The sequence below is a fragment of the Vogesella sp. LIG4 genome (assembly GCF_900090205.1).
Lineage (GTDB): Bacteria > Pseudomonadota > Gammaproteobacteria > Burkholderiales > Chromobacteriaceae > Vogesella.
Genome location: NZ_LT607802.1, coordinates 2,747,125 through 2,764,215, shown reverse-complemented (window position 1 = coordinate 2,764,215; position 17,091 = coordinate 2,747,125). Strand labels below are relative to the sequence as shown.

The following is a 17,091-nucleotide window of genomic DNA, read 5'->3' as shown; positions in this document are numbered from 1 at the left end:
GCAAGCGCTCAAGGCTGTGCCGCCAGCCAGCCATCCAGCCTGTGCATTGCCTGCTGCAGCTGCTGCCAGCCTTCCCCCAGCCACGCCGCTTCGCCGCTGCGGCCGCTGGCTTCCAGCGCCGCGGCCGCCGTGGCCAGCTGCGCGGCGCCCACCATGCGGCTGGCACCCTTGATGCGGTGCGCTGCCCACACCACCTGCTCCAGGTTGGCCGCAGCCACCGCCTGCTGCAGCGCCTGCATGTCTTCGTCGTTGCTGTGCAGGAAATCGGCCAGGATGTCGCGCTCCACCGGCCAGTCGCCATTGCTGTATACCGCCAGTACCTCGCGGTCCAGCACCGGCTCGGCCGGGTCGTCTTGCACCGGCACGTTGGCCGCAGCCGGCGTCATCGGCGCGGCAGCCGCCACAGCCGGGCCACCGCTGTGGTGCAGCCATTTTTCCAGCATCGCCGACAGCGCCTCCAGCCCCAGCGGCTTGGGCAGGAAATCATCCATGCCGGCCTCCCGGGTGCGGTTCACCTCCTCCTGGCTGGCGTTGGCGGTGCAGGCGATGATGGGAATATGGCGCGCGTCTTCCAGTGCATCCTCGTAGTAGCGGATGGTGCTGGCCAGCTCGTAGCCATCCATGCGCGGCATGTGGCAGTCGGTAAGAATCAGCGCGAACGGCTGCCGCTGCCACAGGTGCAGCGCCGCTATGCCGTCCTCGGCCAGCACCACCGGGTAGCCCAGCAGCTCGAACTGCTTGCTGATGAGCTTGCGGTTGGTGGGGTTGTCTTCCGCCAGCAGCACCGGCAGCTGCTGCGGCCTGGCCGGCTGGCGCAGCGCCTGCTCCGGCAGCGCTTGCGGCGGCAGCGGCTGTTCGCTGCGCGACAGGGCGATATCCAGCATCGCCGTGGTGCCCTGCCCTGGCATGCTTTCCAGCCGGACCCGCCCACCCATCAGGTGCGCCAGACGCCGGCAGATGGCCAGCCCCAGCCCGGTGCCGCCAAAGCGCCGCGTGGTGGTGCTTTCCGCCTGGGTGAACGGCTCGAACAGCCGCGCCAGGTTTTCCGCCGCGATGCCGATGCCGCTGTCCTGCACCGCGAAGCGCAGCGTCTGCTGCACGGCATCCTCGTCCAGGCAGCTCACCCGCAGCACGATCTCGCCCTGCTCGGTGAACTTCACCGCATTGCTGCAGAAGTTCTGCAGGATCTGCCGCAGCCGCAGCGGGTCCACCAGCAGCAGGCCGGCCACCGCCGGGTCGATGTCCAGCAGCAGTTTCAGCCCCTTGCGCGCGGCGTTCTCGCTGTACAGCTGGTACACCCGCTGCAGCAGTACCGGCACCGACGTGGGCTCCGGCAGGATATCCAGCCTGCCGGCTTCGATCTTGGAAAAATCCAGAATGTCGTCGATCAGCCGCAACAGGGTCTGCGCCGATTCCTGGATGGTGTCGATATGATCGCGCTGCTCGGCATCCAGCCGGGTAAACGCCAGCAGTTCCAGCATGCCCAGCACGCCGTTCATCGGGGTGCGGATCTCGTGGCTGATGGTGGCGAGGAAGGCGCTCTTGGTGCGGTTGGCCTGCTCCGCCTGGTCGCGCGCCAGCAGCAGGTCCATTTCCTGCTGTTTCAATTCGGTGATGTCGGCATAGATGCACACCGAGCCGCCACCCGGTATGGCATGGTCGCTCAGCTGGTACCAGCGCTCGCCCACGCTGAGCTGGAACGCCGCCTGCCCGCTGGCGTGGCGCCGCAGCCGCTCCTCCTGCCATTGCGCGTGGGAAAAGCGGTCTTCCGGGTGCTCGCCGGCTTCCAGCCCCGCCTGCAGCAGCGCGGCAAAGCTCCAGCCCTGCAGCCCCACCGGCGGCTGTTCGGAGCCGACCAGCTCGGCATAGCGCCGGTTGCACAGCACCAGCCGGTCCTGCGTATCGAAAAAGGCAAACGCTTCCGGCAGCGATTCGATCGCCACCTCCAGCTGGCGGCGCGCCGCGGCGCTCATGTCCAGCGCCTGTAGCGCGGCCTGCTGCGCCGCCCGCCGGTCGGAGATATCCAGGCAGGCCAGCATCAGGTCCGGCAGCGGGGTGTCCGGCAACAGGCGCTGCCCGCTCAACAGCGCCCACAGCCGCTGCTGCTCGCCGGTGGCGAATTCGACTTCCAGCCCCTGCAGCCGCGCGTCGTCGCGCGCCCGCTGCAGCCCCGCCTGCAACACCGGCCAGGCGTCATCGTCGGCCAGCAGGGTGCGCAGCGTGCTGCCAGCCAGCTGCGCCTCGCTACGGCCGAACAGCCGGCAGGCGGCGGCATTGCTGCGCAGGATGCGGAATTCGCCATCGACACGCAGCAGCCCGATCGGCGAGGCGGCGTAGATCGCCTCCTCCATCTGCAGCACCTGGCGCAACTCCTGCTCGGATGCCCGGCGGCGGTCCTCCTCCAGGTAGAAGCTGACGATGCTGCCGCAGGCGGCCAGCAGCGGTTGCAGCTCCACGCTCTGCGCATGGCTGATGTCCACACCGCACACCCCGGCCAGCAGCAAAGTGCGCGCATTCAACTGCACCGGCAGCAGGCTCCAGCCGTTCTGCACCCAGGCATCGCCCTGCCGCTGCGGCAGCACCTGGGCCGGCTGCTCCAGCCAGGCCTCCGCCCACGGCGGCAGCTGGCTGTCCTCGGTAATGGCCTGCAACTGGAAACCCGCCGGCTGGCCGGCGATGTCGGCCGTCAACGCCAGGATGAAGCCTTGTTCGGACCGACAGTACTGCAGCAGGCTGTTCAGTATTTCCTGGTACACGCTGTGCCGCGGCTGGCGCGCGAACAGCAGGCTTTCCATGTGGTGGATGGCCGCCAGCAGCCGCATGCTGCTCTGCAGGGACTGCTGCGCCTCATGACGGTCCTGCTCGTTGCGCACCATCAGCAGGAAACGGTCCACGCCGTCGCTGTCCTCCGGCAGCGGGGTGAGCGACAGCGCGGCATGAAAGCGGCTGCCGTCGGCGCGGCGCGCCTGCTCCTCCCATGCCACCGCCGCCTGCTCCGCCGCCGGCAGCCATTTGTCGTCCAGGGCGGTGGAGGCCAGCAGACGGCGGGCGGCCAGGCCTGCCAGCCAGGCCGGTGTACAGGCGAACAATTCGCTGGCGGCACGGTTGGCCGCAACGATGCGGCCTTCGGCATCCAGGGTGAGGATGGCCTCGCCGGCGGCATCCAGCACCCGCTGCATGCGCCGCAACGGCCACAGAATGCTGCCGCGCATGCGCAGCCACAGGTAGCAGTACAGCCCCAGCGCCAACAGCGACACGCCGCTGTGCAGCAGCAGCTGCAGCTGGTAGCGGGTCTTGTGCGCATCTACCCGCTGTGCCATCAGCTCGCTCAACTTGCCGAACAGGGTACCCAGCTCGCGGCTGAGGCGGGCATTGATCTGCCGGTATTGCGCGCTGGACTGCGGCGCCGCGCCGGGCTTGCCCAGCACCTGCAGCTGGCGCGCGGTGGCCGCGTGCAGCTCGTCCGCCGCGTCGCTGAAACGCAGCAGCGACTGCTGCAGTGCCGGCGCGTCAACAAAGGGGATGCCGCGCCGCAGGCTTTCCAGCAGCAGCACGCCTTTCTCCTGCCGCCGCATCAGTTCGTATTCCTCGCTGCTGTTGAGCTGGTGGGCAAGGTAGGCACGCTGCTGCAGGGCGGCGGATTCGGCCTGCAGCATATAGCCCAGGCTCCAGGCTTCGTATTTGAGCACCGCCATGCGGTTGAGCACCGGGTCGGCTTCGTCGGACAACCAGAAGCTGTCCTGCTGCAGCAGCTTGTCGAGCACGTCGAACAGCGGCCCGATGCCATGGTTCCAGCCGGCCAGCTCGCTCTCGCCGGAGGCGCGCACCGCCTGCAGCGGCAGCGCATCCACCTCCTGCCGTTGCCGTGCCAGCTGCTGCAGGTAGTGCTGCAGCCGCTCCAGCTGCACTGTGCTGTGCTGCTGGCGCTGGGCATCCGCCTCCGGCAGCAGCGCACGGAAGGCGGCATCCACCTGCCGCCTGCTGGCGGCCAGCTCCGCCGGCAGCCCGGCCGGTGCGTGATCACGTGCCAGGATGCTGTCCATGGTCAGTTCGTGCTCCCGCGCCAGCAGGCGGGTGGCGCTGAACAGCCCCAGGTTGGCCTGGTTCAGCAAGGCATGGTCGCGCGCCTGGCGGTAGCCCTGGTAACCGGACCACAACAGCAGCCCGGACGCCACCAGCTGCATGCAGCCCAGCAGCAGCACGGTAAGCTGGATCGCCCGCCCGATGGCGGCGGTCTGACTGACTGTCTGCTTCATGTCGCGCCGCCGGCTAGGGGTGTTCGGTCCAGGTCAGCACCAGGTGGCTGACACCGAAACGCTCGGCATGCTCCTGCAGTACGCGCAGCTGGGTGCGGGTGATGCTGGCACCGCGCTGCAACAGCAGGTGACCGCTGCCGGTGCGCAAGTCGGCACCCAGCACGCGGCCCGGCTTCACCTCCTCCAGCGCCACCGCCTCCACCGGCGTCTGGTCCTCGTCCATGGCGCGGGCGGCCTCTTCTATCATCTCGCTGAACAGGTATTTGTCATGACGGGTGCCGGTGGGAATGGAGCAGTAGGCAAACGGGTCCGGCTCCGGGCGCGGCCGGCTCAGCGCCTCCTGCAGATGGCGCTCCAGCTCGGCGGGTTTCGGGGGTTTGATGATGAAGCCGTCGGCGTGCAGTTTGGCGGCCAGCACGATGTTGTCGCGCTCGGCATGGCCGGACAGGAACACGAATGGCAGCGTGGAGGCGTTCAGCGTCATGCCGCAGCGGATTTCCTTCAGCAGATCCATGCCGTTGATCGGCTCCATCTGCAGATCGCACAGCACCAGGTCCACCGTCTTGGCATCCAGCGCCCGCTTGGCAGTGGCGCCGTCTACTGCCTGATAGATCCCCTCTTCCGCCACGCCCAGGTCGCGCAGTGCGCGGCTCAGCAGGGTGCGCACCAGCAACTGGTCATCCACCACCAGTACCCGGAGTTTGCTGTAATCCACCACCTTCATTGCCCTACCCTCGAAGCCTGGGCGCATGACATGCGCTCTCTTGACTCCATCATAGTGCCGAAGCGGAAATGCTGCGATTGATAAGGATTAACTAGAAAGAAATCCGAGTCTTGATAGGCAATACTGTGTCAACTATGCCAAACCGGTACGTTTCGCCAAATCGAATATGGCTTCGGCATTGGAAGGAGAGAACACCAGCGCCGCGGCCTGCTGCCATGGCAGCCACTGCCAGGCCAGGTGCTCGCCCTCGGCCAGCCGTACCGGCTGCGGCGCGGGCAGGGCCAGGCTGAACACGTGCTCTGTGTTGTGGGTGACGCCCGGCGCATAGCGGTGGCGCCACTGCGGGTAGATTTCGTAGACGTTCTGCTGCTGCCAGTCGCAAAGGTTGGCCGCAACAATGCCGGTTTCCTCCGCCACTTCGCGGCGCGCGGTGTCGATCAGCGCCTCGTCGCCCTCGCGGCTGCCGGTGACCGACTGCCAGTAGCCGGGGCGGTCGGCGCGCTCGATCAGCAGTATCTGCAGGTCGGGGGTATGGATCACCACCAGCACCGACACCGGTTGCTTGGGCGGCTTCATGCCTTGCCGCCCTTGTCGTCCAGGATGCCGATCAGCCCGGCCAGTTCCACCGCCGACTTCACGCCCATCTTGTCAAACACCCGCGCGCGGTGCACTTCCACCGTCTTCATGCTGATGGCCAGCTCCTCGGCAATCTGCTTGTTGAGCAGCCCGGCCAGGATCAGCTGCATCACCTCGCGCTCGCGCTCGGTGAGCGTCTGCAGCGCGGCGGCAACCTGCCGGCGGCGCACGAAGCGCTCGCGCGACTCGCTGTCGCGCGCCAGGCACTCTTCCACCAGTGTCAGCAGGTGCTGGTCGTCGAACGGTTTTTCCAGGAAATCCACCACCCCCTGCTTGAATGCCGCCACCGCGTGCGGCACGTCGCCATGCGCGGTGAGCATCAGCACCGGTGGGCTGTACGGCCAGGCGGCCAGTTTTTCCAGCAGCATGATGCCGCTCATGCCGCCCATGCGCAGATCGACGATCAGGCAGTTGAAGTTGGCCGCAGCGCTGTCGGCCAGGAAGGCTTCGGCGCTGTCGTAGCCGCTTACCGCCAGGCTGGGCGATTCCAGCAGCCACAGCAGCGACTGGCGCACCGCCAGGTCGTCATCGATCACCGCGAGTCGTTGCATGGCTGTCTCCCTAGGCTTCTGCCGGCCCGTTCAGCAGGCGCACTTCGCGCTGCGGATACGGGATCTGGATGTCGTGCTCGCCGAACAGGCGCCAGATGCGCAGATTGATATCGGAACGCAGGCCCAGCATGCCGTTTTCCGGGTCCCGCACCCAGATGCCCAGCTCCAGATTGATGCCGGCTTCGGCAAAGGCCACCACAAAGGAGGCCGGCGCCGGGTCCTGCTTCACCCGCGGGTGCTCTGCCGCCTGGCGCAGCAGCAGCAGCGCCTGGTCAAGGTCGGTTCCGTAGGCCACCTGCACCGGCAGGCTGATCCACAGCGCCTTGTCGGAGTAGGACTGGTTCACCACGGTGCTGGCGATCAGTGTGTCGTTGGGCACCAGCGCCTCGGAGCCGTCGGAGGTTTTCAGTACCACGTAGCGTGAAGTGATCTTGCTGACGTAGCCGGTGCGGTTTTCCACCATCAGCCGGTCGCCGATGCGGATCGAGCGCTCCAGCAGGATGATGAAGCCGGACACGTAGTTACTGGCAATCTTCTGCAAGCCGAAACCCAGGCCCACGCCCAGCGCACCGCCGAACACCGACAGCACGGTGAGGTCGATGCCGACGATGGGCAGCGCCACCAGCACCGCGGTGATGATCAGCAGCGTGCGCGCCAGCTTGATGAACACCAGCCGCAGGTTGAGATCCACCTCGCCCAGCCGCATCACCTTTTTTTCGATGAGCTTGCTCACCCACAGCGCGCCCACCATGATCACCGACACCCACACCAGGGCGGACAGGATCATCAGCAGGTTGATTTCGTTCTTGCCCACGCGGAAGCTGATGGATTCCAGCCAGTCCACCACCACCACGTCGAAGCCGGTGGCCCAGCTGGCAAAGCCCAGCCACAGCAGCATGGCCACGAAGTTTTCGCCGTTGCGCTCGAACTTGCCGGACGGCAGCGCATGGCGCACCACCGCGGTGAGCACGCGGATCACCGACAGCCAGAACAGCAGCGTGGCGATCACCAGCAGCAGCTCCGACTTGCCGTGATGCACCAGGTGCCAGCCCAGCTCGCCCAGTTGCATCAGCAGCTGGGCGGACAGCGGGAACACCAGCCGGTAGGCCAGGTATTTGCCAAAACCCCAGCTGTCTGGCGCCGGGCCGAAATAGCGGGTGTAGATGCGGCGCGTCAGCCCATAGGCCAGCAGCACGCAGACCACGGCAATGGCCAGTTCCAGCCAGCCGGTCGGCCCCTGCAATGCCCCCATCAGGCGGTCGAAAGTCAACGGTTCGGTACCGTGCCCCAGCATGCGCTTTCCTTGTCGATTCGGTTTACTGGCCGGCGGACAGCCCGTCCGGCCCCAGCGTCAGTACGCGGCCAACCTTGCTGGCCAGTTCGTGGTCGTGGGTGACGATCACCAGGCTGGTGCCCAGCGTGGTGTTGAGTTCCAGCATCAGCTGGAACACCGCGTCGGCATTGCCGCGATCCAGGTTGCCGGTGGGCTCGTCGGCCAGCAGGCAGGCCGGGCGCGTCACCAGTGCGCGGGCTATGGCGGCGCGCTGGCGCTCGCCGCCGGACAGCTCGCCCGGCTTGTGCTGCAGGCGCTGGCCCAGGCCCACTTGCGTCAGCATGGCGCCGGCCTGCGCGGCCGCCTCGTGGCGCGGCATGCGGCGGATCAGCAGCGGCATCATCACGTTTTCCAGCGCGGTGAATTCCGGCAGCAGGTGGTGGAACTGGTAGACAAAGCCCAGGTGCTGGTTGCGCAGCTCGCCCAGCGCCTTTTCGCTCATGCCGGCCAGTGGCCGGCCCAGCAGTGCCACATCGCCGCTGCTGGGAGTATCCAGCCCGCCCAGCAGGTGCAGCAGCGTGCTCTTGCCGCTACCGGAAGCGCCGACGATGGCCAGGCGCTCGCCGCGGCCAACCGTCAGGTCGATGCCACGCAGCACTTCCACATCCAGTTCGCCCTCGCGGTAGCGGCGCGACAGCTGGCGGCAGGACAGTACTTCATTATTCATAGCGCAGCGCCTCCGCCGGGCGGGTGCGCGCTGCGCGCCAGCTCGGGTAAATCGTGGCCAGCAGCGACAGCAGCAGCGAGATCACCGCAATGGTGGTGACATCGGCGGGCTGCACGTCCACCGGCAGGAAGTCGATCATGTACACATCGCTGGACAGCAGCCGCGCGCCGATGATGCTTTCAATGGCATGCTGCACGCTGCTCAGGTTGATGGCCAGCAGCAGGCCGCCGCCCACGCCGGCGATGGTGCCCAGCACCCCGGCCACCGAGCCCTGGATCACGAAGATCTTCATGATGCTGGCCGGGCTCGCGCCCAGGGTGCGCAGGATGGCGATGTCGGCCTGCTTGTCGGTTACCACCATCACCAGGGTGGACACCAGGTTGAAGGCTGCCACCGCCACGATCAGCGTCAGGATGATGAACATCATGCGTTTCTCGATCTGCACCGCGCGGAAGTAGTTGGCGTTCATGTCGGTCCAGTCGCTGGCGATCTGGTTGGCCGCAAGCACCGGCGCCAGTTCCGCCTTCATGCGCGGCGCCAGCAGCGGGTCGTCCAGCTTCAGGCGTACGCCGGACACATCCTGCCCCAGGCGGAACAGCACCTGCGCGTCGCGCAGCGAGATCATTGCCAGCGAGGCGTCGTATTCGAACATGCCGGCCTTGAAGATGCCGCCGACGGTGAACTGCTTGAGGCGCGGCATCATGCCGGCCGGAGTGACATTGCCCTGCGGGGTGATCAGCGTCACCTTGTCGCCCACTTCCACCCCAAGCGCACGCGCCAGCTCCACCCCCAGCACGATGTTGTAGCTGCCTGGCTGCAGCGATTCCAGCTTGCCGCGCAGCATCTCCTTGCCCAGGCTCACCACCTTGCTCTCGGCCGGCGGCTCCACGCCACGCACCATGGCGCCACGTACGTTACCGCCGCTGGACAACAGCCCCTGCGCATTGACATAGGGCGCCGCCGCCAGCACGTGCGGCTGCTGCACCAGCTTGCCCAGCAGCGGCTGCCAGCCGGCGATGCGGCCTTCATAGCTGGAGACTTCCAGGTGCGACACCACCGACAACATGCGGCCGCGGATCTCCTGCTGAAAGCCGTTCATTACCGACAGCACCACGATCAGCGCCGCCACGCCCAGGGCGATGCCGATGACCGACAGCAGGGAAATGAAGGAAATGAAACCGTTGCGACGGCGCGCGCGCAGATAGCGCAGGCCGATGAAAGCCTCGAAATTTAAGTGCACAGGGTCAGCCTTGGTAGGGGTTTTCCAGCCGCTGCATCAGCGTCACCAGGAAGTTGCGCACCTGCTGCTCGTCGCAGCCCATCAGGATGGCGTCCTCGAAAGCGTCCTGCGCCACCTGCGCCAGCTCTTCCATGTTTTCGGTCATTACCTTCACCTTCTCGGTGCAGGACACCACACTGCCATCGGGGGCGTGCCAGATCGGCAATTCCAGATTCATGCTTCACCTTGCAAATGTCGATGCCCGCAAGCGCGGGCATCTGTTACCAGACTCTCGGGCACCGCGAAAAACCCGGGGGTTTCGCGGCGCCCTCTTGCCGGCCAACCGCCAAAGGTTGGCCGCAGGAGCGATCAGACCTTCTTCTTGAGCTTTTTCTTCTTGCCACCGGCGGCCTTGGCGGCCTTGCCGTGGGCTTTCTTGCCCGCAGCCTTGTCCTTGCCGGCGTGCTTCTTGCCCTTCTTGCCGGCCACCGGCGTGTTATCGGCGCTGTCGGTGGCGGCGCTGCTATTCGCTTCCGGCGCCACGCCCACACCGCGCGCCACGCGGCGGGCGCCATTGTAGTGGCTCACCCAGTAGCTCTGGGTAATGTTGGCCACCTCGATATTCTTGCCGGTACGCGGCGAATGGATGAACTTGTTGTTGCCCAGGTAGATGCCGACGTGGGAGTAGCGGAAACCGCGGGTATTGAAGAAGACCAGATCGCCGGGCTTGAGTTCGGCCTGCGGCACCTCGCGGCCAACCCGCGCCATCTCCGCCGCGGTGCGCGGCAAGGTGACGTGCAGCGATTTCTTGAATACGTACTGGATGAAGCCGGAGCAATCCAGGCCGCTTTCCGGGCTGCTGCCGCCAAAGCGGTAGGCTACGCCGAGCAGGCTCATGGCCTGCAGCAGCAAATCGCCCACGGCCTCTTCGCCTGGGCTGGAAAAGTGGGCAATCGGGTCCGCGGCAGCATCGTCTGCCGGCTTGGTATCCGTGGTCTTGTCAGGCGCGGCCTGCGCCAGCGTCACACAGCCAGCCAGCACGCAGGCGAGCAAGTATTGCAAAAATTTCATAGCGTAAAGAGACAAGCCCACGGGCCGTCGGTTCAACCGGTGCGTGCCGGTTCGCCGCGGCCCCCGAGAGGGTGTTGCCGGTTTGAACAAAATGACCTGCACAATACCACCACCTGCCGCGGCAACCAAGCCGCAATCGCAGCGCGGCGCCATTGCCGGCGGCCCGGGCCCGCCGCAGCCACCGGCCAATGCTATTGTGAAGCCACGGCGAATCTTCGATACTTGTTTGCCATTTTCTGCCACCCCGCGCCAGTCGCACCCGCCCTGAACGGCCAGCCATGCTCAGAGAAACCCTGATCGCCATGCGCGATCTGCCCCGCCTGAAAGAGATCAGCGGCATCCTGTTTCGTCATGGCCTGGGCGAATTCGCCCAGCGCCTGAGCCTACCGCGCGCGGTGGAGAAAGCCGGCCAGTGGCTGAACATCCCCTTCCCCGACCCGGCCAACGCCATTCCCACGCCCATCCGCCTGCGCCAGGCGTTCGAGGAGCTGGGCCCCACCTTCATCAAGCTGGGGCAGATCCTGTCCACCCGCGTCGACATGTTCGCGCCGGAGTGGATCGCCGAATTCGAAAAGCTGCAGAACACCGTGCCGCAGATTCCGGATGCGCAACTGGCCGCCACGCTGAAACAGGCGCTGGGCGCGGCGCCGGAAGAAATCTTTGCCGAATTCGACCACACCCCGATCGGCTCGGCATCCATCGCCCAGGTACATCGCGCGGTGCTGAAGGACGGCACCGTGGTGGCGGTGAAGCTGCGCCGCCCCGGCATCGTGGAAAAGGTGGAAGCCGACCTGCGCATCCTGGAGCACCTGGCGCACCTGGTGGAGCTGGAGTTCCCCGACGCACGCCGCTTCCAGCCGTCCGAGATCGTGGTGCAGTTCGCGCGCTCGCTGCGCCGCGAGCTGGACCTGGCGGTGGAGGCACGCAATATGGAGCGCTTTGCCGCCGATTTTGCCGGCGACCCGCACGTGCGGGTGCCGCGCGTGCACTGGGAATACACCAAGCCGGCGGTGAACGTGCAGGACTTCGTGGACGGCCTGCCGGCCACGCCGGTGGAAGCACTGCCCGGCACCGGGCTCAACCCGCCGCTGCTGGCCAAGCGCGGCGCCGATGCCGTGCTGAAGATGATCCTGCTCAACGGCTTCTTCCACGCCGACCCGCACCCGGGCAATGTGATCTTCCTGCCGGAAGACATCATCGCCTTCATCGACTTCGGCATGGTTGGCCGCCTGTCGCACAAGCGGCGCGACGAGATCGTGGACCTGCTGGCGGCGCTGTCGGAGCGTGACGAGCGCGGCATGATGAACGTGCTGCTGGAGTGGACCGGCAGCACGCCGGTGGACGAGGAACAGTTTGCCGAGGACATCGGCGAGATGCTGTTCCAGTACGACCACGTACCGCTGAAGAACCTCAATATGTCGCAGCTGATCAACGACATCATGGGGCTGATCCGCGACCACGGCATTGTGCTGCCGCCGGACATGGCCATGCTGTTCAAGGCGCTGCTGACACTGGAAGGCCTGGGCCGCCAGCTGGACCCGGACTTCCAGCTGGTGGAGCACCTGGCGCCGTTCGTGCGCCAGCTGATTCTGGCGCGCTACGACCCGCGCAACTTCCTGATGCGCAGCAAGCAGACACTGCGCGAAGGCTTCAGCATGATCGCCGACCTGCCGCGCGACATCATCCGCATCGGCAAGGACATCCGCCACGGCAAGTTCCGCATCAACCTCGACCTCAAGCGCCTGGAGCAGTTCGGCTACCAGCTGGACAAGAGCGTGAACCGCCTCACCATGGGCATTGTCACCGGCTGCCTGATCATCGGCTCCTCCATCGTGATGACGGTAAAAGGCGGCCCCACCCTGTTCGGCCTGCCGCTGTTCGGCTTTCTGGGCTTCATGGCCGCCTTCTTCAACAGCATGTGGCTGATCTGGTCGATCTGGCGCGCCGGCAAGAATTTATGACAAGCCGGCAATGGCGCCATCGCGGCCTTTCCGCCGGTATATCTGTCAGAAATTCATGAAACAGCGCTAAGCAAGCGCTGTTTACTGCCGATATAAGCTGCGCAGGACGCAGGAGGCAGCCTTATGAAAGTAGACACCATGTCGCTGGCGCTGGGCACCCAGTATCAGTACCAGCAATCCAGCAGCGTGCAGCAGAGCATTGCCATCTGGCAGGAGGGCGCGGCCAGCACCGCCAGCCCAGCCGCTGCCAGCACCGACACCGTCACCCTCAGCGACGCCGGCAAGGCCGCCAGCCTGGGTGACGCAGCCGACAACAACGATGGCCTGACACCCGAACTGGCGCTGCTGCGCGGCATCCTGGAAAAGGCCTTCGGCATCCATATTTCGCTGCAGGACCTGCGCCAGCTTACCGGCGGCCAGCCTGCGGCCAACGATGCCGCCAGCAACAGCAGCGCCACGCCCCCTCCTCCAACCACCGCAGCGCCAGGCAGCAACGCTCCGCAAACGGCGATGCGTGTGCAGCAGGACTTCCACTACCAGGAACAGGAGTCGCTGCAGTTTTCCGCCAGCGGCAGCATCACCACCGGCGACGGGCGCCAGTTCAGCTTCCAGCTGGATGTCAGCCTGCAGCGCAGCCTGGATATTCACAGCAGCCAGACGCTGAACTTTGGCGCCGCCACGCACGACCCGCTGATGCTGACACTGGGCAACGACGCCGGTGCGCTGTCCGGCGCCAGCGTCAGTTTCGACGTGAACGGCGACGGTAAGCCGGACGCCATGCCGATGCCCGGCAACGGCGGCTGGCTGGTGCAGGACAACAACGGCAACGGCAAGGTGGACGACAACAGCGAACTGTTCGGCCCGCAAAGCGGCAACGGCTTTGCCGAGCTGGCGAAGCTGGACAGCGACCACAACGGCGCCATCGACGAAGGCGACCCCGCATTTGCCAACCTCAAGCTATGGCAGCAGACCGCGGACGGCCAGAGCAAGCTCACCCCGCTGTCCGAGCTGGGCATTGGCGCGCTGCTGCTGCCCAGCACCGATGCCGGCTTCCGCTTTGCCGACAGCCAGGGCGCCACCCAGGGCCAGCTGCGCAAGGCCGGCGTCTACCTGAACGAGAATGGCAGCGTCGGGATGATCTCGCAGGTGGACCTGAGCGCCTGAGAACCTGTTTACGTGCTGCGGCGATACGGCGCTGGATTCGGCTCGGGGATGCGCGTTGACCTGCATCCTCCGCCGTTATCGCCTTATCGCGCCCCAGCGCGCTGGATCGCAAACAGGTGCCGGGACTTATGGCTGCGCATCCACCGGGCAATGCCATGACCCAGATCAAATCTAAATGAGAATTGTTATTGATTAAATTTTTCCAGCTGGCTAAGATGGGCACATCCAGAACCTCAGGACAACACCATGAATGCCATGCTGGTCGGCGCCGACACCCTGGGCAATATTCCGGGGGTACTCACTTCTTTCGGCATCAACATCCATAAACACCTGAGCGGCCGCAACAGCTCGCATCAGCGCAAGCTGGACCGCCTGCCGGCTGGCACCGAGCTGCTGATCCTGTTCACCGACTTCCTTGGCCACAACGTGATGAAGCACTTCCGCCAGCTGGCCAACGAGGAAAACGTGAAGTTCATCGCCTGCCGCCGTTCGGTGTGCTCGCTGAAGCAATCGCTGGAATGCGCCGGCATGGCCGAACAGTGCGCCAGCTGTCCCAAGGCCTGCGGCCGTCAGCGGTAGGAAAGGTTGGCCGCAGGCCATGCCCGCGCAGGAAGAACGTGACAAGGGCGGGTCCGTGGACCCGCCCTTGCTTTGTGACTTGCCATTTCCTGCGCTTCCCCGGATGCGCTGCGCTTGCCCGGGCTACGGCAGTTAACACCACATGCAGCCAACCTTTACAGCTCACGCCCCTTGCGAATGCCCTCGCGCAGCTGGCGCATCTGCTGGCGGAAGTTGCGGCAGTTGCTGCACAGCATCAGGTGCATCGCCAGGCGCGCCTGTTCGGCGCGGCTCAATGGCCGGTCCATGGCTTCGGAAATCAGGCGGCTGGCCTGACGGCAATTGAGCATCATGTTCCCTCCCGCTGGAACCAGCGTGTTTCCAGGCACTCGCGCAGGCTCAGGCGTGCGCGGTACAGCATCACTGAGCAGTTAGCCGCAGTAATGCCCAGATTCTTACAGATGTCGGCGATGTCCATGTCCATCACCTCGCGCATGGCGAACACCATGGCGGTGCGTTTTGGCATCACCTGCGCGCACTGCTGGTACACCTGCCAGAACTGCCGCGCCAGCAGGCTTTCCTCCGGCGCGCCCCAGCCGCGCACCGCATGCGCCCAGTGGCCGCTGGCGTCGAACACGCCATCCAGGTCGGCCAGGTCCAGGTCTTCGCCCAGGTCCACCGTGGTTTCGCGCGACTGGCGGCGCACGGTGTCCACCAGCTTGAAACGCAGGATGGAGGTAAGCCAGGTGCGCAGGCTGGAGCTGCCACTGAAACGCTCCCTGCCCTGCAATGCCGCCAGCAGCGTGTCCTGCACCGCGTCTTCCGCCGCGGCAACATCGTGCAGCTGGGCGCGGGCGTAGCGCAGCAGGTAGGGGCGTTCGGCTTCGATATCGGCGTCGGTAGGTGTCATGGCGTCAGCGGCGGATGCAGTAGTCGACAGCGTCGGACAGGCGGTCCACGCCGATGATTTCCAGCCCGTCCAGCGGCTGGCGCGGCGCGTTGGCCGCCGGCACGATGGCGCGGGTAAAACCCAGCTTGGCAGCTTCCTTCAGCCGTTCCTGGCCGCGGGACACCGGCCGTACCTCGCCGGAAAGCCCCACCTCGCCGAACACCACCAGCTTTTCCGGTAGCGGCTTGTTGCGCTGCGAGGACACCATGGACAGGATCACCGCCAGGTCGGCGGCCGGTTCCATGATCTTCACCCCGCCCACCGCGTTGAGGAACACGTCCTGGTCGAAGCAGGCCACGCTGGCGTGGCGATGCAGCACCGCCATCAGCATGGCCAGACGGTTCTGCTCCAGGCCCACGGTAAGGCGCTTGGGCTGGAAGCCGTGCGCGTCGTCTACCAGCGCCTGGATTTCCACCAGCAGCGGGCGGCTGCCTTCCTGGGTTACCAGCACGCAAGAGCCGGCCACGTCGTCGCGGTAGCTGGAAAGGAAGATTGCCGAGGGGTTGGACACACCGCGCAGGCCGCGTTCGGTCATGGCGAACACGCCCAGCTCGTTGGCCGCACCGAAGCGGTTCTTGATGGCGCGGATCATGCGGTGGCTGGAATGGCTGTCGCCTTCGAAATACAGCACGGTGTCCACGATGTGCTCCAGCACGCGCGGGCCGGCGATGGAGCCTTCCTTGGTGACATGGCCCACCAGGATGATGGTGATGCCGCTTTGTTTGGCGATGCGGGTGAGCTGCGCCGCGCATTCGCGCACCTGCGACACCGAGCCGGGGGCCGAGGTTACCTGGTCGGAGTACAGCGTCTGGATGGAGTCGATCACCGCCACCTCCGGCTTTTCCTGCTGCAGGGTGGCGATGATGGCCTCCAGGCGAATCTCCGACAGCAGGCGCACGCGGGCCGCATCCACTGCCAGCCGCGAGGCGCGCATGGCGATCTGCTGCGGCGATTCCTCGCCGGACACGTACAGCACCTTGCGGTTGCTGCCGATGGTGGCCAGCGCCTGCAGCAACAGCGTGGATTTGCCGATGCCGGGGTCGCCGCCCAGCAGCACCACCGCGCCGCGCACGATGCCGCCGCCCAGCACGCGGTCCAGTTCATCGATGCCGCTGGATTCGCGCGGCACCTCGGTGGCCTGCACTTCGGACAGCACCTGTACCGGCTGGCTCTGCGCCGTCCAGCTCTGGAAGCGCGGGTTGGCCGCAGCCGGTGCGGCTACGGTTTCGCTAAGGGTATTCCAGGCGTTGCAATGCGGGCATTGCCCTTGCCACTTGGGCGAGCTGCCGCCGCATTCGCTGCACTGGTAGATGGTTTTGTTCTTGGCCATGAATGAGTATCCGCACTGCGGATGCCGAGTCTGCCGGCAAGGCGGCTGGCAGGCAAGCCCAATCGGCAGCAGGATGCGCGGCAGCTCAGTGCGAGCTGGCCGGCTTGTCGGGTGCGCCCTTCTCGGGCTGGCTGCTGTTGATTTCGTTGAGGATGTTGAGCAGGCGGTTATCGTTACCGGCCTGCGGGTCTTTCTTCTTCTCCAGCGCCTTGGGCTTGTCTTCGCCGCGCACGGTGGAGAGGATGGAATCCAGCAGCGGGTCGTGCTTGGCCATCGCTTCCGCTTCCTCGTTGGTCAGCGGCTTGCGCACCTCCACCGGCTTGGTGGCAGCAGGCGGCGCGGCTACCGCCCCCGCTGCTGCCGCCTTGCCGCTCAGGGCACTACTTTTTTTTTGAGCCGGCGAATCGGCGCGGGCATCAGCCGGGCCGGAGGCATCCCCGCTGGCAGGCGGGGGCGCTTCCGACATCGGGTGCATGGTCTCAAGCTTGTTCTTGGCCATGTAGTCCTGCATTTCGCGCCAGCCGGCGAAAATCTGCGCCTTGTCGGCCTCCGGGTTGCGGCTGTAGCACTCCTCCAGCGAGCGGCCGGTCTGGCGGCACGAGGCCCCGATCGCCTTGTTGGATTCGGCCGCCAGGCCGCTGATGTTCATGACCCAGTTGCACCCGGTCAGCA

Annotated in this window: 16 protein-coding genes; 3 read left to right on the top strand and 13 right to left on the bottom strand. The window is 66.0% G+C overall.

Translation table 11 applies throughout. The features are described 5' to 3' along the window. Positions 1-8: 8 nt before the first annotated feature. From PSELUDRAFT_RS13010 to PSELUDRAFT_RS12970, 9 genes are all read right to left on the bottom strand, one after another. A complete protein-coding gene (locus PSELUDRAFT_RS13010; protein WP_088967242.1) occupies positions 9-4,256 on the bottom strand; it encodes an ATP-binding protein in 4,248 nt (1,415 codons plus the stop codon). Between the two features lie 13 nt (positions 4,257-4,269). Then, positions 4,270-5,007, bottom strand: a complete 738-nt coding sequence (locus tag PSELUDRAFT_RS13005) for a response regulator (RefSeq protein ID WP_231895215.1) — start codon at positions 5,005-5,007, stop codon at positions 4,270-4,272. Positions 5,008-5,112: 105 nt separating this feature from the next. Then, positions 5,113-5,556 (bottom strand): dihydroneopterin triphosphate diphosphatase, encoded by a 444-nt coding sequence (gene nudB, locus PSELUDRAFT_RS13000; protein ID WP_088967240.1) that lies wholly within the window; start codon positions 5,554-5,556, stop codon positions 5,113-5,115. Next, positions 5,553-6,167: a response regulator transcription factor gene (locus PSELUDRAFT_RS12995; RefSeq protein WP_088967239.1), complete on the bottom strand. Its 615-nt coding sequence runs from the start codon at positions 6,165-6,167 to the stop codon at positions 5,553-5,555. The genes nudB and PSELUDRAFT_RS12995 overlap by 4 nt, the downstream gene beginning before the upstream one ends. A gap of 10 nt (positions 6,168-6,177) precedes the next feature. Continuing rightward, complete coding sequence (locus tag PSELUDRAFT_RS12990; protein WP_088967238.1) at positions 6,178-7,461, bottom strand: mechanosensitive ion channel family protein; 1,284 nt, start codon at positions 7,459-7,461, stop codon at positions 6,178-6,180. Between the two features lie 22 nt (positions 7,462-7,483). Then, complete coding sequence (gene lolD, locus PSELUDRAFT_RS12985) at positions 7,484-8,167, bottom strand: lipoprotein-releasing ABC transporter ATP-binding protein LolD (RefSeq protein WP_088967237.1); 684 nt, start codon at positions 8,165-8,167, stop codon at positions 7,484-7,486. Then, positions 8,160-9,407, bottom strand: coding sequence for a lipoprotein-releasing ABC transporter permease subunit (locus PSELUDRAFT_RS12980; protein ID WP_088967236.1), 1,248 nt, complete (start codon positions 9,405-9,407; stop codon positions 8,160-8,162). The genes lolD and PSELUDRAFT_RS12980 overlap by 8 nt, the downstream gene beginning before the upstream one ends. 4 nt (positions 9,408-9,411) lie before the next feature. Then, a complete protein-coding gene (locus PSELUDRAFT_RS12975) occupies positions 9,412-9,624 on the bottom strand; it encodes a hypothetical protein (RefSeq protein ID WP_088967235.1) in 213 nt (70 codons plus the stop codon). Positions 9,625-9,755: 131 nt separating this feature from the next. Then, on the bottom strand, positions 9,756-10,457 hold the full coding sequence (locus PSELUDRAFT_RS12970) for a C40 family peptidase (protein ID WP_088967234.1): 702 nt from the start codon (positions 10,455-10,457) through the stop codon (positions 9,756-9,758). A 278-nt stretch (positions 10,458-10,735) separates the two neighbouring features. On the opposite strand from PSELUDRAFT_RS12970, the gene PSELUDRAFT_RS12965 reads away from it, so the two are divergent. From PSELUDRAFT_RS12965 to PSELUDRAFT_RS12955, 3 genes are all read left to right on the top strand, one after another. Continuing rightward, the gene (locus PSELUDRAFT_RS12965; protein WP_088967233.1) at positions 10,736-12,418 is read left to right on the top strand and encodes an AarF/ABC1/UbiB kinase family protein; all 1,683 of its coding nucleotides are present in this window, start codon (positions 10,736-10,738) and stop codon (positions 12,416-12,418) included. 123 nt (positions 12,419-12,541) lie between these two features. After that, positions 12,542-13,582, top strand: a complete 1,041-nt coding sequence (locus PSELUDRAFT_RS12960; RefSeq protein WP_088967232.1) for a hypothetical protein — start codon at positions 12,542-12,544, stop codon at positions 13,580-13,582. A 246-nt stretch (positions 13,583-13,828) separates the two neighbouring features. Continuing rightward, a complete protein-coding gene (locus PSELUDRAFT_RS12955; RefSeq protein WP_088967231.1) occupies positions 13,829-14,161 on the top strand; it encodes a DUF2325 domain-containing protein in 333 nt (110 codons plus the stop codon). A 155-nt stretch (positions 14,162-14,316) separates the two neighbouring features. Here PSELUDRAFT_RS12955 and PSELUDRAFT_RS12950 read toward each other — a convergent pair whose 3' ends face one another. The 4 genes from PSELUDRAFT_RS12950 to PSELUDRAFT_RS12935 all read right to left on the bottom strand — a co-directional run bounded on the left by PSELUDRAFT_RS12950 (position 14,317) and on the right by PSELUDRAFT_RS12935 (position 17,068). Beyond that, positions 14,317-14,493 carry a zf-HC2 domain-containing protein gene (locus PSELUDRAFT_RS12950; protein ID WP_088967230.1) on the bottom strand — a complete coding sequence of 59 codons (177 nt, stop codon included), beginning with the start codon at positions 14,491-14,493 and terminating at the stop codon, positions 14,317-14,319. Continuing rightward, a complete protein-coding gene (locus PSELUDRAFT_RS12945) occupies positions 14,490-15,050 on the bottom strand; it encodes a sigma-70 family RNA polymerase sigma factor (RefSeq protein ID WP_088967229.1) in 561 nt (186 codons plus the stop codon). The genes PSELUDRAFT_RS12950 and PSELUDRAFT_RS12945 overlap by 4 nt, the downstream gene beginning before the upstream one ends. Before the next feature lie 4 nt (positions 15,051-15,054). Then, positions 15,055-16,419 carry a DNA repair protein RadA gene (gene radA, locus PSELUDRAFT_RS12940; protein WP_088967228.1) on the bottom strand — a complete coding sequence of 455 codons (1,365 nt, stop codon included), beginning with the start codon at positions 16,417-16,419 and terminating at the stop codon, positions 15,055-15,057. A gap of 85 nt (positions 16,420-16,504) precedes the next feature. Beyond that, entirely contained in the window at positions 16,505-17,068 is a 564-nt protein-coding gene (locus tag PSELUDRAFT_RS12935; RefSeq protein ID WP_088967227.1) for a hypothetical protein, read from the bottom strand. Between the last annotated feature and the right edge of the window lie 23 nt (positions 17,069-17,091).